The organism is Mycobacterium sp., assembly GCF_049683935.1.
In the GTDB taxonomy this organism is placed as follows: Bacteria; Actinomycetota; Actinomycetes; order Mycobacteriales; family Mycobacteriaceae; genus Mycobacterium.
The window spans coordinates 1-13,976 of record NZ_JBAUJR010000484.1 but is presented as its reverse complement, the minus strand read 5'-3'; the positions used below and the strand labels follow the sequence as shown (position 1 = coordinate 13,976).

Annotated in this window: 13 protein-coding genes; 9 read left to right on the top strand and 4 right to left on the bottom strand. The window is 67.8% G+C overall.

Annotation, left to right across the window (positions count from 1 at the left end; genetic code table 11):
- The 3 genes from WA965_RS27500 to lysA form a co-directional block, all read right to left on the bottom strand.
- On the bottom strand, positions 1–336 hold a 336-nt coding region (locus WA965_RS27500; protein WP_526448242.1), incomplete at its 3' end, for a hypothetical protein.
- A 97-nt stretch (positions 337–433) separates the two neighbouring features.
- Positions 434–2,599, bottom strand: coding sequence for a 4-alpha-glucanotransferase (gene malQ / locus WA965_RS27495; RefSeq protein WP_526300251.1), 2,166 nt, complete (start codon positions 2,597–2,599; stop codon positions 434–436).
- A gap of 18 nt (positions 2,600–2,617) precedes the next feature.
- Complete coding sequence (lysA, locus tag WA965_RS27490; protein WP_526300249.1) at positions 2,618–3,895, bottom strand: diaminopimelate decarboxylase; 1,278 nt, start codon at positions 3,893–3,895, stop codon at positions 2,618–2,620.
- Positions 3,896–3,938: 43 nt separating this feature from the next.
- Between lysA and WA965_RS27485 the strand changes: the two genes are divergently transcribed.
- The 6 genes from WA965_RS27485 to WA965_RS27460 all read left to right on the top strand — a co-directional run bounded on the left by WA965_RS27485 (position 3,939) and on the right by WA965_RS27460 (position 10,769).
- A complete protein-coding gene (locus WA965_RS27485) occupies positions 3,939–5,135 on the top strand; it encodes an MFS transporter (protein ID WP_526300247.1) in 1,197 nt (398 codons plus the stop codon).
- A 109-nt stretch (positions 5,136–5,244) separates the two neighbouring features.
- The gene (locus tag WA965_RS27480) at positions 5,245–6,816 is read left to right on the top strand and encodes a carboxylesterase/lipase family protein (protein ID WP_526300245.1); all 1,572 of its coding nucleotides are present in this window, start codon (positions 5,245–5,247) and stop codon (positions 6,814–6,816) included.
- A 59-nt stretch (positions 6,817–6,875) separates the two neighbouring features.
- Positions 6,876–7,778, top strand: a complete 903-nt coding sequence (locus WA965_RS27475) for a sterol desaturase family protein (protein WP_526448244.1) — start codon at positions 6,876–6,878, stop codon at positions 7,776–7,778.
- 49 nt (positions 7,779–7,827) lie between these two features.
- A complete protein-coding gene (locus WA965_RS27470) occupies positions 7,828–9,234 on the top strand; it encodes an NAD(P)/FAD-dependent oxidoreductase (protein ID WP_526300243.1) in 1,407 nt (468 codons plus the stop codon).
- A gap of 70 nt (positions 9,235–9,304) precedes the next feature.
- Positions 9,305–9,946, top strand: a complete 642-nt coding sequence (locus WA965_RS27465; RefSeq protein ID WP_526300241.1) for a LysM peptidoglycan-binding domain-containing protein — start codon at positions 9,305–9,307, stop codon at positions 9,944–9,946.
- 109 nt (positions 9,947–10,055) lie between these two features.
- On the top strand, positions 10,056–10,769 hold the full coding sequence (locus WA965_RS27460) for an Rv1815 family serine proteinase (RefSeq protein WP_526300239.1): 714 nt from the start codon (positions 10,056–10,058) through the stop codon (positions 10,767–10,769).
- On the opposite strand, the gene WA965_RS27455 is transcribed toward WA965_RS27460, so the two are convergent.
- Entirely contained in the window at positions 10,766–11,206 is a 441-nt protein-coding gene (locus WA965_RS27455) for a nitroreductase/quinone reductase family protein (protein ID WP_526300237.1), read from the bottom strand. The two genes, WA965_RS27460 and WA965_RS27455, sit on opposite strands and share 4 nt — an antisense overlap.
- Positions 11,207–11,318: 112 nt before the next feature.
- Here WA965_RS27455 and WA965_RS27450 point away from each other — a divergent pair, with 112 nt between their 5' ends.
- The 3 genes from WA965_RS27450 to WA965_RS27440 form a co-directional block, all read left to right on the top strand.
- Positions 11,319–12,002, top strand: a complete 684-nt coding sequence (locus WA965_RS27450; protein WP_526300235.1) for a TetR/AcrR family transcriptional regulator — start codon at positions 11,319–11,321, stop codon at positions 12,000–12,002.
- A 45-nt stretch (positions 12,003–12,047) separates the two neighbouring features.
- Positions 12,048–12,542 carry a VOC family protein gene (locus WA965_RS27445; protein WP_526300233.1) on the top strand — a complete coding sequence of 165 codons (495 nt, stop codon included), beginning with the start codon at positions 12,048–12,050 and terminating at the stop codon, positions 12,540–12,542.
- A gap of 19 nt (positions 12,543–12,561) precedes the next feature.
- Positions 12,562–13,976, top strand: a 1,415-nt coding sequence (locus WA965_RS27440) for an FAD-binding protein (RefSeq protein ID WP_526448243.1), incomplete at its 3' end; no start/stop codon positions are given.

Genomic DNA, 13,976 nt, shown 5'->3' with positions numbered 1-13,976 from the left:
GGCGCCGACGGTGGGACCACCGGTGGGACCCATAGCCGCGAGTTCGTCCGCGGCCGCCTGGGTGCAGTCCAGGTTCAACAGCATGCGGCCGCCGCTGGTCATCTTCTGCGAGTCCACCAGGCAGTTGAACTGCGGCAGGACACTGCCGGTCGAACCACCGAAGTAGGCCTTGACCCCTTGGCTCTTCAGAATCGCCAGTGCTTTGCCGTACGGCTCACCGGTGACGTTGTACGGCGATGGCTGGGCAGGCTGCGACATCGCCACGCCGGCGCCGATCAGCGCCGCACTTCCGGCCACGACGAGCCCGCCGCTGAATACTGCAACGCGGTTTCTCACGACAACTATCTCCTCGGCTCAGTGTGCGGTGCGAACATATCGCAGCGGTGCTGAATGTGAAACCGCTGCAGAAGCCCGCGGTGTTACATGCGCGGTGTCACACCGGGGGTTTGACCCCCGCCCGCATCACCTCGCACAGGGCGGCGGCGCGCGGATCGGTGAACACCTGCTCGAGCAACATCTGCCGCCCCTGCGGATCGCCGAGCGGAACCCGCCAGTTCGGGTACTCGTCGACGGTTCCCGGCTGGTTCTGGGTGCGAACCTCGCCGACGGCGTCGGCAAGCGACAACGACAACAGCCGAGACGGGGTCCGCCCCAGATACCGGTGCAGGGCCAGCACGACCTCGTCGACGTCGAGTTCGCCGTCCTCGTCACCGCCGAGCAGACCGACTCTGCGCAGTTCGGACATCCAAGCCCGCTGCTGTGCCCGGTCACCGGCCAACTCCTCGTCGGCGGGGCGGGTCAGCAGCCCGAGGGCGTCCCGCAGCCGGACGTGCTCTCCGGCGAGGTAACCGCGGGTAGGGGGCAGGTCGTGGGTCGTGGCGGCCGACAGGCAGGACTCCCGCCACCGTTCGGCGGGTAGCGGGCCGCCGGTTCCGTCGCGGTCCATCTCGAACCACAGGATCGAGGTCCCCATCAGACGGCGATCACGCAGGTAGTCGCGGACCCACGGCTCCACCGTCCCGAGATCCTCGCCGACGACGACCGCGCCCGCGCGGTGGGCCTCCAACGCGACGATCCCGATCATCGCCTCGTGGTCGTAGCGGACATAGGTGCCCGCGGTCGGCGGCGCATCCTTCGGAATCCACCACAGCCGGAACAGCCCGATGATGTGGTCGATGCGCACTCCGCCTGCGTGCCGCAGCACCGCGCCGACGAGCGCGCGGAACGGCTCGTAGGCCGCCTCGGCGAGCCGGTCCGGCCGCCACGGAGGCTGCGACCAGTCCTGTCCGAGCTGATTGAACTCATCCGGCGGCGCTCCGGCGGTGACACCGAGGGCCAACACCTCCTGCAGTGCCCAGGCATCGGCGCCGTCGGGATCCACCCCGACCGCGAGGTCGTGCATGATGCCCAACTCCATACCCGCCTGTACCGCGTCGGCTTGCGCGGCGGTCAACTGGTCCTCGACCAACCACTGCAGCCAGCGGTGGAAATCCACTGCCGAGGGGTGCTCGTCGACGAACCGGGCCACCGCAGCGGAGCGCGGATGCCGCAGATCCTCCGGCCACTGATGCCAGTTGCCGCCGTGGCGCTCGGCGAGCGCGCACCAGGTGGCGAAGTCGTCGAGACTGCGGCCCTGTCGATCCAGGAACGCCTGGTAGGCGATCTCCCGCCCGGCCGACGGCTTGACGAGGTAGATGCTCTCCAGCGCCTCTCGTTTGGTCTTCCACGCGCGGTCGCGGTCGATCTGTCCGGCGCGGTCGGCACGACCCTGCACCTGGGCCTGCGCTTTGCGGATTCGGCCCCGATGCCGCACGTAGGCGAACTCGGGGACCGCCTCCACCCGCAGGTACATCGGGTTGACGAATCGGCGCGAGGTGGGCAGGTACGGCGAGGGCTCCATCGGCGCGATGGGTGCCGCCGCGTGCAGCGGGTTGACCAGTACGAATCCCGCGCCGTGAGTCGCGGCCGACCAGACGGCCAGATCGGAGAGGTCGGTCAAATCGCCTACTCCCCAGGAGTTTCGGGAGCGAACGCTGTAGAGCTGGGTGGACAGGCCCCACGCGCGGCGGGAGCCGAGGCGGGCCGGGGGCTCCAGCGACGCCGGCGCAACGATGACCGTCGTGCTGGTATCGGCGGAGCCGACCTGCAGATGCAGTCGGTGGTAACCGATGGGCAGATCGGCGGGTAGTTCGAAACTGGCCTCGCCCACCAGCCTGCCGTCGAGATCGTAAGGGGGTCTGTTGTTTTCGAGCTGTCGCAGACCCGTTCGGACGCTGCCGTCTTCCAGGCGCATCCACAGTCTGACCGGATCGTTGTGTGTGACATGCACCCAGAACGACGTGGTGGCGCCGGTTCGCCCGACGATCACCGGCGGGAGCGCCCGGGACCAGTGGGCACGGTCGTGGGCGGCGATCGCCGCGGACCGGTCGTCTTCGACCGCTGCCGGCACCCCGAGCGCGTCGAGCACCGAGATCAGCGTCGACGCCGGCACGGTCACGGGGCGGCCCGTCCAATCCGCATACCCCGTGGCCACCCCGTAGCGATGCGCGAGATCGATCAGCGATGCGGGCAGGTCGGTGTCCTCGGAGGCGACGGGCATGCCGCCAATCTTGCCCCCTCAGTCGACATCGCGGAGGACCAAGTCGTCCCAGGTGTCGCGGCGCACCACCAGCCTCGCGTCGCCATCGGCGACGAACACGACCGGGACGCGTCGCGCACCGTTGTACTGATTGGACATCGTGTAGCAGTACGCGCCGGTGACCGGGACGGCGAGCAGGTCGCCGACCGCGGGGTCACTCAGAGCCACGCCGTCGATGAGCTCGTCACCGGACTCGCAGTGCCGTCCGACCACGGTGACCGTCTCACCGCCGCCCACCCGCGACACCAGCGTCGCCTCGAAACGCTGCCCGGTCAACGAGACCTCGAGGTTGTCGCCCATGCCACCGTCGACGGCGACGTGGACGATCTCACCGCGCTTGATCGTCGTCACCCGGTACACCGTGCAGGCGTTGCGCGCGACCATGCTTCGGCCCGGCTCGACGATCAACCTGCTGCCCTCGGGAAGCAGCGTGCGCGCCTGAGCCACCATTGCCTCGGCATAGTCGTCGAGCGTCGGTGCGTGCTCGGCATAGGTGTAGCGCACCCCGAGTCCGCCACCGAGGTCGTACGTCTCGAAGGTGCCGAGTCGGGCGATCGGCGCCACCGCCTCGGCCAGTTGATCGACGTCGAGCAGCTGCGAACCCACGTGCGTGTGGACACCCTGCATGTGCAGATTCGGGCTGCGCTCGATGCGGGCGATGGCGCTGCGGGCGTCCTCGGGCAGCAGACCGAACTTCGAGCGGGCGTGGCCGGTCGCCTGGGAGGCGTGGGTGGTCGCCTGCACACCGGGAATGACCCTGACCAGACACTGCTGCCGGCTGCCTGCGGGCACCAGGTGCTCCAGCCGGTCGATGTCGTCGAAGTTGTCGACCACCACAAGCCCGACACCACGATCGACGGCCATCGCGACCTCTTCGTCGGTCTTGGCGTTGCCGTGCAGCACGAGGCGGGCAGGGTCGGCGCCCGCTTTCAACGCGGTCAGGATCTCGCCTCCGCCGGCGACATCGAGATGCAGACCTTCCTGCACCATCACGCGTTGAACGGCAGTACACGGGAACGATTTCGAGGCGAACGCCACATCCGCACGCGGCCACCGGCTACGGAATGCGCTCAGGTAATCCCGGGCCCGTCGGCGGAGCGCGTGTTCGGCGACCACGATCACCGGGGTGGCGAACCGGCCGGCCACCTCGTCGAGGCGGCACCCGCCGACGACCACGGAGCCGTCGCCGTCGAGTCGGGTCCCCGGCGGGAAGAGCGAGATCAGCTCGTCGGCCTTGGGGGAGAGGGCGTGGCTCACGGTCCCAGCGTGCCACCCGACGGCTTCGGTAGTGTCCCGAACCATGGCGCCGGAACCGCAGAGCGCCGCAGCGCCCAACGGGCGGGCTCGCGTCGCCGTCGCGGCGCTGTTCCTGACCAACGGCGCCCTCTTCGCCAACCTGCTACCTCGGTATCCGGAGATCAAGTCGGACCTGGCGATGTCCAACGCCGGCTACGGAGTCGCCGTCGCCGCGTTCTCGGCCGGGGCGCTGCTGGCCGGGCTCGCCGCGGCATCGCTGATCCGCCGCTTCCAGTCCGCACGCGTGGCCGTCGCCTCCACAGTGGTCCTCGCAGCGTTCATCGTGATCGCCGCATCCGCCCCGTCACCCCTGGTGTTCGCCGCGGCGTTGTTCGTCGCGGGCGCGGGTGACGCCATCACCGACGTCGCGCAGAACGTCAACGGCCTTCGGCTGCAACGCAATTACGGACGATCGATCATCAACTCGCTGCATGCGGTGTGGGCGGTCGGCGCGGTCGCGGGCGGCTTGATGGGCGCGGCGGCAATCGCCCTACACGTCCCGCGCCCGATTCATCTGGGCGTTGCGGCAGTGGTGCTGTGCTCGGTGGTCGCGGTGGCCTATCCCCACCTGCTGCACGGGCCCGACCACGAGGACCACCCGTCGCCGCACAGCACCCGCTGGCGGGAGGTGAGAGCTCCGGTGTACCTGTCATTGCTCGCGCTGGTCGGCATCGCGATCGCCGGCGCTTCCGTCGAGGACGCGGGAAGCTCCTGGGCCACGCTCTATCTGCGCGACAGCCTCGGTGCGCCGGGTTCGGTTGCCGCCCTGGGATATGTCGCGCTGGTCGGGTTCATGTTCATCGGGCGGCTGATCGGCGATCGGCTCGTCGACCGATTCGGCGAGCGTGCCGTGGCCCGGGCGGGCGGCCTGATCGCCGCCGTCGGAATGGGCACCGCCCTGGCCTTTCCGACGGTGCCGGGAACAGTCGCGGGTTTCGCGGCCGCCGGGCTGGGGGTGGCGACCGTGGTGCCCGCCGCGATGCGTGCTGCCGACGAACTGCCCGGCCTTCGGGCGGGCACCGGGTTGACCGTGCTGACCTGGCTGATGCGGGCGGGGTTCCTCGGTGCACCATTGATCGTCGGTGTCGTCGCGGACGCGACCAGCCTGCGGGTCGGACTGCTCATCGTCCCGGTCGCCGGTGTGACGCTGATGGCGCTCGCCGGAGCGCTCGCTGCGACGAGGCGCCGCGGGACCGTCTGAAGGAGAGCGCGGTTCTGACCATGTGCCGCGGCCCTCCGCCTTAGCCTGAACTGCACATGTCGCCATCCTGGTACAGTGGCGTACCAAGTACCGATCGAAGGAGTTCGGCATGACCGCGGACGCGACGACTCGCGACAGGGCAGGCGGACGGCCCGTGGTGGACACCACCTACGGCCCGGTGCGCGGCGTGGACGACGGAACCGTCAAGGCCTGGAAGGCGGTTCGTTACGCCGCACCGCCGGTCGGGGAGCTCCGGTGGCGGGCGCCCGAGCCGCCATCGGTGTGGTCGGAGCCCGCCGACGCCGGCCGGGTGGGCCCGGTGTGCCCCCAACCGACCGACCCGAGGATCCCGATCGATCTCGGCGCCCCCCAGGGCGAGGACTTCCTGACGCTCAACGTCTGGGCGCCGCCGGGCACCCAGCCGGGTGACGCCAAGCCGGTGATGGTGTGGGTGCACGGCGGCGCCTACATCCTCGGCTCGGCCAGCCAGCCGCTCTACCACGGGCGAACGCTGGCCACGGGCGGCGACGTCGTGGTCGTGACGGTCAACTACCGCCTCGGCGCTCTGGGTTTTCTGGAGCTCTCGGCGTTGGGTGCGGATTCTGAGCGGTTCGCCACCAACGTCGGCCTGCGCGACGTGCTGGCAGCGCTGGGTTGGGTTCGGGAGAACATCGCGGCCTTCGGCGGCGACCCCGACAGGGTCACCCTGTTCGGTGAGTCTGCCGGCGGGGGCATCGTCACCAGCCTGCTGGGCAGTCCGGCAGCCGCGGGACTGTTCAGCGCAGCGATCGCGCAGAGCTCACCTGTGACGTCGTCCTACGATGTCGGTCGCGCCGGGCGTGTGGCTGAGCGCTTCCTGGAGGTGCTCGATGTCGGGCATGGGGACCTCGGCCGACTGGCAGAACTGCCGGTAGAGGCGATCGTGGCGGCGTCGAGAACGGTCTTCGACGAAGTGCCGGTGCGCACCCCGGGCAGGCTGGCGTTCGCGCCCATCGTCGACGGCGACATCGTGCCGGACTACCCGGTGAAGCTCGCCAGGAAGGGTCTGACCCACCCGATTCCGATGATCATCGGCACCAACAAGAACGAAGCTGCGCTGTTCCGGTGGATGAAGTCACCGCTGATGCCCATCAAGCCGGAAACCATCAAGGCGATGTTCGCCGAGATCGCAGCCGAGCAACCGGCGCTGCAATTGCCCGAGGAGACCGCACTCGGTGGCACCTACCGCGGCCGTGGCACCGTGAAGGGCTTGGGACTGGCCAGCGATCTGGGCTTCCGAATGCCCTCCATCTGGTTCGCCGACGGCCACCGCGCGGTCGCGCCCGTGTACCTGTACCGCTTCGACTTCGCCACGCCGATGCTGCGGATGCTGCGACTGCATGCCGCGCATGCCACCGAGCTTCCTTTCGTATGGGGCAATCTCGGCGCAGTGCGCCGGGACCCGATGTTCGCGATGGGCGGCAGAAAAGCCGGCGAGGCGGTCTCGAAGCGGGTCCGCACCAGGTGGACGAATTTTGCGACGCACGGCACACCGTCCGGCCTGGTTGGTGAACCGACGTGGCGGCCCTACGGCGCCGACGATCGCGCCACCCTGGTGATCGACAAACAGGATTCGGTGGTCGACGATCTCGACGCCGATGTGCGCCGTGCCTGGGGCGACGACGTCCTGAGCTTCCTGTAGCGATCTAGACTTTCACCGGAGGTGCCGGCGTGGAATTCCTCGACGTACTGCCGCAGCAGATGCGCGACCCCGTGCTCTTCGCGGTCCCGTTCTTCCTGCTGCTGCTGACCATCGAATGGACTGCGGCGCGGAAACTGGAGAACCTCAGGGATCACGCCGACGCCGGCCGACCGGGAGCAGGGGCGTACCTCACCCGAGACTCCTGGGCCAGCATCTCGATGGGGTTGGTCTCCGTCTTCACGATGGGCGCCTGGAAGTTCCTGGCGCTGTTGGGCTATGCGGCGATCTTCGCCTTCCTCGCACCGTGGCACCTGTCTGCCACGCAGTGGTACACGTGGGTGATCGCGATCGTCGGTGTCGACCTGTTGTTCTACGCCTACCATCGCACCGCGCACCGGGTGCGGCTGATCTGGGCGACCCATCAGGCTCACCACTCCAGCCAGTACTTCAACTTCGCGACGGCGCTGCGACAGAAGTGGAACAACAGCGGGGAGATCCTGATGTGGATCCCGTTGCCGCTCTTGGGCGTTCCGCCGTGGATGGTTTTTGTGAGCTTCTCGATCAACCTGGTCTACCAATTCTGGATACACACCGAGCGCATCGGTAAGCTCTGGCGGCCCATCGAGTTCGTCTTCAACACCCCGTCGCATCACCGGGTGCATCACGGGATGGATCCGGAGTATCTGGACAAGAACTACGGTGGAATCCTGATCATCTGGGACCGGCTGTTCGGCACCTTCCAGCGTGAGTTGTTCCGCCCGCACTACGGGCTCACCAAGCCTGTCGAGACGTTCAACATCTGGAAGCTGCAGACCCGCGAATACGTCGCGATCGGCCGCGATGTCCGCGCCGCCCGCGGTGTCCGGGACAAGCTCGGCTACATCTTCGGCCCGCCCGGGTGGCTGCCTTCCGGGGCGGGCGAACGGGCCGGGCAACAGTCACCTGCCTACGTCCCCCGATAGCGTGGCTGAACAACAACGCCGCCCGGGGACAGGCCGTAGTGTTCGTGATGTGGAGACGGTCTTCGACGCTCATGTCGACCCCGCACTGGTCGACCGTTCACTCGCCGGAAGCAGCTTCGGGTCGATGTGGCTGGATGTACCGAGACCGGAATTCCCCCGGGCGCCGGGTCCGGTCACCTGCGACCTGCTGGTGATCGGCGGGGGTTACACAGGACTGTGGGCCGCACTGCACGCTGCGCGGCGCCATCCTGACCGGCGCATCGTGCTCGTCGAGGCCGACCGGATCGGCTGGGCCGCCTCGGGGCGTAACGGCGGCTTCGTCGAGGCGAGCCTGACCCACGGGATCGAGAATGGAAAGTCCCGCTGGCCCAACGAGATCGAGACCCTCGAGGACTTGGGCATCGAGAACCTCGACGGCATGCAGACCGAGATCGCCGAACTGGGCCTCGATACCGAGTGGCAGCGCACCGGAATGCTGGCGGTCGCGACCGAACCACATCAGGTCGAGTGGCTCGAACAGGCCGCCGCGGAAGACCAGGGCCGGTTCCTCGACCAGCAGCAGGTCCGCGACGAAGTACGGTCGCCGACGTATCTGGCGGGTCTGTACAGCGCCGATACGTGCGCGATCGTCAACCCTGCCAAGCTCGCCCTGGAACTGGCGCGGGCCTGTCGTGACGTCGGCGTCGAGATCTTCGAGCACACCACCGCCACGCAGATCAACTCGGGCGGTGCCGCGCTGCGGGTGCACACCGACGGTCCGACGATCACCTGTCGTCAAGTGGTGTTGGCCACCAACGTCTTTCCCAGCCTGCTCAAGCGCAACCGCCTGTTCACGGTGCCCGTCTACGACTACGTCCTGGCCACCGAGCCGCTGACCGACGCTCAGGTGGACCGCATCGGCTGGCAGCGCCGACAGGGAGTGGGCGACTCCGCCAATCAGTTTCACTACTACCGCATGACGATGGACAACCGGATCGTCTGGGGCGGCTACGACGCCGTCTACCACTTCGGGCGGCGGGTGGATTCGGGCTACGAAAACCGCCAGGACATCTTCCGCCGGCTGGCCGGGCATTTTTTCATCACCTTCCCGCAACTCGACGATGTGCGGTTCACCCATCGCTGGGCGGGTGCGATCGACACCAACACCAGGTTCTGTGCGCACTGGGGACTGGCCCGCGAAGGCCGCGTCGCCTACGTGAACGGCTTCACCGGACTCGGCGTCGGCGCTGCCAGGTTCGCCGCCGACGTGTGCCTGGATCTGTTGGACGGGGCGCAGACGCCGCGCACCCAGCTGGAGATGGTGCGTAAGAAGCCACTGCCGTTCCCCCCGGAGCCGCTGGCCAGTGTCGGGATCCAGGCCACCAAGTGGTCCCTGGACCGCGCGGACCACTCTGCGGGCCGCCGGAACCTGTTGTTGCGCGCGCTGGACGCCGCTGGGCTCGGCTTCGATTCCTGATCGCCGTATCGCTCCCGCGTTGCGCGGTGGCCGCTAGTGTCAGACGTGCCTGCAACGAGAGGAAACCGACATGGCAGACACGCTCCGGCACGGCGAGAAACTCGAACGGGGACAAGGGTTAACGTCACCCAACGGTGCATACACACTCACGTTGCAGGACGATGGCAATCTGGTGCTCGCCAGTCGCGGCCAGGCCGTGTGGGCGACCGGCACCGACGGCCAGGGCGTTGTTCGCGCCGAGGTCCAGAAGGACGGGAACTTCGTTCTCTACACGGAGGCAAAACCGGTGTGGCACAGCGACACCAAGGGCACCAAGGATGCTCGGCTGACTCTTCAGGACGACCGAAACCTTGTTCTCTACGGAAAAGACGGCGCGAAGTGGGCTTCGAACACCGAGACCGATCAGGCTCCGCCGCCGCCGGTGACAGAATCAGCCGCCGAACCCGAGGCCGCGACTGAGGCCTCGACGAAAAGCGAGGAATCGGCAGCAGAGCCCGCACCCGCACCGGAGGCGGCCCCGACTCCGCCGCCCCCGCCTTCGCCGCCTCCGCCGCCGGCACCGAGGACGTACACGGTGGTTTCCGGCGACACCCTGTGGGCGATCGCCGAGAGGTTCTACGGAGACGGCAACAGGTACCGGGCGATCGCGGAGGCCAGCGGGATCGCGAATCCGGACCTGATTCACCCCGGACAGGTCCTCACCATCCCCTGATCCAGTCGTCGCACCGTTGTGTAACGACCCTTTTCCAGATCGCGATGTCCCCGTTACGTAAGCAGTGCGTGCGGGTATCACCCGTCGGGAAGAAAGCGGAGGGGGCGCTATGTCTGATCGGTCGTCAACACGATCGTCACGTCGGGTACTGCAGCTTCTGCTCGCGGTGGTCGCTCCCGTCGTGGCGTTACTGCTGCCCGCGGCAACCGCATCCGCCCAGCCCGGGGTGCTGGTCCATCCCGGCATGGAGATCCATCAGGACTCCGTGCTGTGCACCCTGGGTTATGTCGATCCCCAGACGCGGACCGCGTATACCGCGGGCCATTGCCGGGCCTCCGGAACAGTGTCGGACAAGCAGGGCAATCTGATCGGCACCCAGGGCTCGTTCCGCGACAACACCCCGGACGGCACCACGGTCGACACCAACCATCAGATCGCCGACTGGCAGGTCATCCACCTGACGCCCGAGGTCGCGGTCAACAACGTGCTGCCCGGCGGGCGGGTGCTGATCACCGATCCGGCGGTGCTTCCCACGGTCGGCATGCCGGTCTGTCACTTCGGCGTGGTGACAGGGGAGAGCTGCGGCAAGGTGGCCGCCGTCAACAACGGCTGGTTCACGATGTCCGATGGTGTGGTCAGCCAGAAGGGCGACTCGGGCGGCCCGGTGTACACCCCGACAGCGGATGGGCGCACCGTGCTCATCGGGATCTTCAACAGCACCTGGGGCGCTCTGCCGGCCGCGGTGTCGTGGCAGGTCGCCAGCCAGCAGGCCCAGCAGGACACCATCTCCGCGGCATCGGCCAGCCTGCCCGCGCTGAACTAACGGACCAACTCGAACACCGGGATCGACGGCGCGACGGCACGTTGCTCGTCGGTCGTGGAAGCGGGCGTCAGCCCACCGACGTGGCCCTTGAGCTGCCAGTACCACCGCTCGACATACGGAGTCAGCAGTGCGGGCTTGGCGTCGTCAGCGATCTCGACCACCCGTCGCCGACGTCCACGCCTGAGCGGACCCACCTCGACCTCACCCGCTGCGCGGACGTTGCGTGCCCACTGGGTGTTTCCGCGAGGCGACACCACATAGTCTCGGCCGTCGACGGTCAGCAGGTTCACCACCACACCGCGGACCTCGCCGGTGCTGCGTCCGCGAACCCGTAGCGCGGTGCTGCCCTGGATGCTGACACCCGCCTCGGCGAGCCGGCGGATCACGTTGTTGAAGAGCCGGGCCGCAAATCCCGGGGTGTCGTAGCGATCGGACACGGTGTTCTCCTTTCGAATACTGAAACGAGAGCGCTGCTCTCTTCAACTCACAGTGCCATCACGCGACGCGAAAATCAAGAGCACTGATCTCGTTTTGTGCAAGACTGGCACGGTGGGCAAGCGGCAGGACTCGCGCCAGCGGATCGAAGGGCGCATCGTCGAACTCGGACGACAGCATCTGATCACCGAGGGTGCAGCCGGGCTGTCGCTGCGTGCGATCGCCCGGGACCTGGGCATGGTCTCGTCGGCGGTGTACCGCTATGTGGCCAGTCGCGATGAACTGCTGACTTTGCTCTTGGTGGACGCCTATACCGACCTGGCCGACACCGTCGGGCGCGCTCGTGACGTCGCGCCCGAGGGCGCGCGCGCGAGGATCACCGAGATGGCCAGAGCCGCCAGGGGCTGGGCGATAACGCAGCCCGCCAGTTGGGCGCTGCTCTACGGCAGCCCGGTGCCCGGCTACCACGCGCCCAGGGAACGGACGGTCGGCCCCGGGACGCGCGTGGTCGGCGCGCTGCTCACGGTGGTCGACGAGGGCGTTGCCGCCGGTGAGATACCTGACGTGAAAGGTACTGTGTCGCCGGAACTCTCGACAGATTTTGATGGATTGCGCGCCGAGTTCTCGATCACTGTCGGCGACGCGGTGGTCACCAGGAGCCTCGCCTTGTGGGCGGCGTTGGTCGGCGCCATCAGCCTCGAAGTGTTCGGGCAGTACGGTCCGGACACCTTCACCGATCCCGCGGCGGCTTTCGACGTCCAGATCGCTCTGCTGACCGACATGCTGGCGGCGAATTAGAACACGTTCTAGCCAGTGCGCGCCACTGGCGATATTCTCGTAGCGATGCCTGACCAGACACCTGTCCAGATTGCGTGGGTCACGCGCGACCTCCCGGCCACCGAAGCTGCGCTGACCACGCTGGTCGGCGCCAAGAAGTGGGTCCGGATGCCCGGCGTCCACTTCACCCCGGACACCTGCTCCTACCGCGGGCAACCCGCGGACTTCATCGCCGACATCTCGTTCAGTTATGCCGGAGACACCCAACTCGAACTGATCGCTCCGGTGACGGGCCGGAGCGTGTACACCGAGTTCCTCGACAACCGCGGGCCTGGCCTGCACCACATCTGCGTCGAGGCCGCCGATACCGAGTCCTTCGAGGCTGCAGTCGCCGACGCCGAACACGCGGGCGCACCGGTTGTCATGGCGGGAACCATGCCCGGCGGGATGCGGTTCGCGTACGTCTCCGCCGAGGACTCCGGGGTGCCATACCTCGAGATCGCCTACATACCACCGGACATCCGCGCGTTCTTTGACCATGTAAAGCGGGAGACCACGTGAAACAGGAGCAGAATTGACCATGCAGCACATCCCGGAAACCGTGCCCGCCCGCGAGGTCACCTCGTGGTCCGACGAGGTGGACGTCGTGGTCCTCGGATTCGGTATCGCAGGCGGTTGCGCGGCCGTCAGTGCCGCAGCGGCCGGGGCGCGCGTCCTGGTGCTGGAGAAGGCGGCGGCAGCCGGTGGCACCACCTCGATGGCCGGCGGCCACTTCTATCTCGGCGGCGGCACCGCCGTCCAGCAGGCGACGGGTCACGACGATTCGCCGGAGGAGATGTACAAGTACCTGGTGTCGCAGTCGCGTGACCCCGAGCACGACAAGATCCGCGCCTACTGCGAGGGCAGCGTCGAACACTTCAACTGGCTCGAGGCACTGGGCTTCGAGTTCGAGCGCAGCTACTACCCCGGCAAGGTCGTGGTCCCGCCGGGCACCGAAGGGCTGTCCTACACCGGCAACGAAAAGGTGTGGCCGTTCTGCGAGCAGGCGACCCCGGCGCCCCGCGGGCACTCCGTGCCGGTCCCCGGCGAATTGGGCGGCGCGTCCATGGTGATCGACCTCCTGGTCAAGCGCGCTGCCGACCTGGGTGTGCAGATCCGCTACGAGACCGGTGCGACAGCGCTCGTCATGGACGACGACGGTGCGGTGGCCGGGGTGCGCTGGAAGCACTTCACCGAGACCGGTGAGATCAAGGCCAAATCCGTCGTCATCGCCGCGGGTGGCTTCGCGATGAACGCCGACATGGTGGCCGAATACACGCCCGCACTCGGTCAGGAACGCAAGACCAAACACCACGGCACGGTGGCCCCGTACATCCTCGGCAACCCCAACGACGACGGTCTCGGCATCAAGCTGGGTGCCTCGGCGGGCGGCGTGGCGACGAATCTGGACCAGTTGTTCATCACCGCGGCCGCGTACCCGCCGGAGATCCTGCTGACCGGCGTCATCGTCAACTCCGACGGCAAGCGGTTCGTCGCCGAAGACTCCTACCATTCGCGCACCTCTGCGTTCGTGCTCGAACAACCGGACCAATCGGCATATCTCATCGTCGACGAGGCGCACATGCAGATGCCCGAGATGCCGCTGATCAAGTTCATCGACGGTTGGGAGACGGTCGCCGAGATGGAGGCAGCCCTGGGGATCCCTGCGGGCAACCTCGCCGCGACCCTGGACCGCTACAACGGCAACGCCGCCGAGGGCGTGGATCCGGACTTTCACAAGCAGCCGGAATACCTTGCCGCACAGGACACCGGCCCATGGGCGGCCTTCGACCTGACGTTGGGCCGGGCGATGTACTCCGGGTTCACGATGGGTGGTCTGAAGGTCTCGATCGACGGCGAGGTGCTCCGCGAGGACGGCAGCGTGATCCGCGGCTTGTACGCGGCCGGCGCCTGCGCCTCCAACATCGCCCAGGACGGCAAGGGCTACGCCAGCGG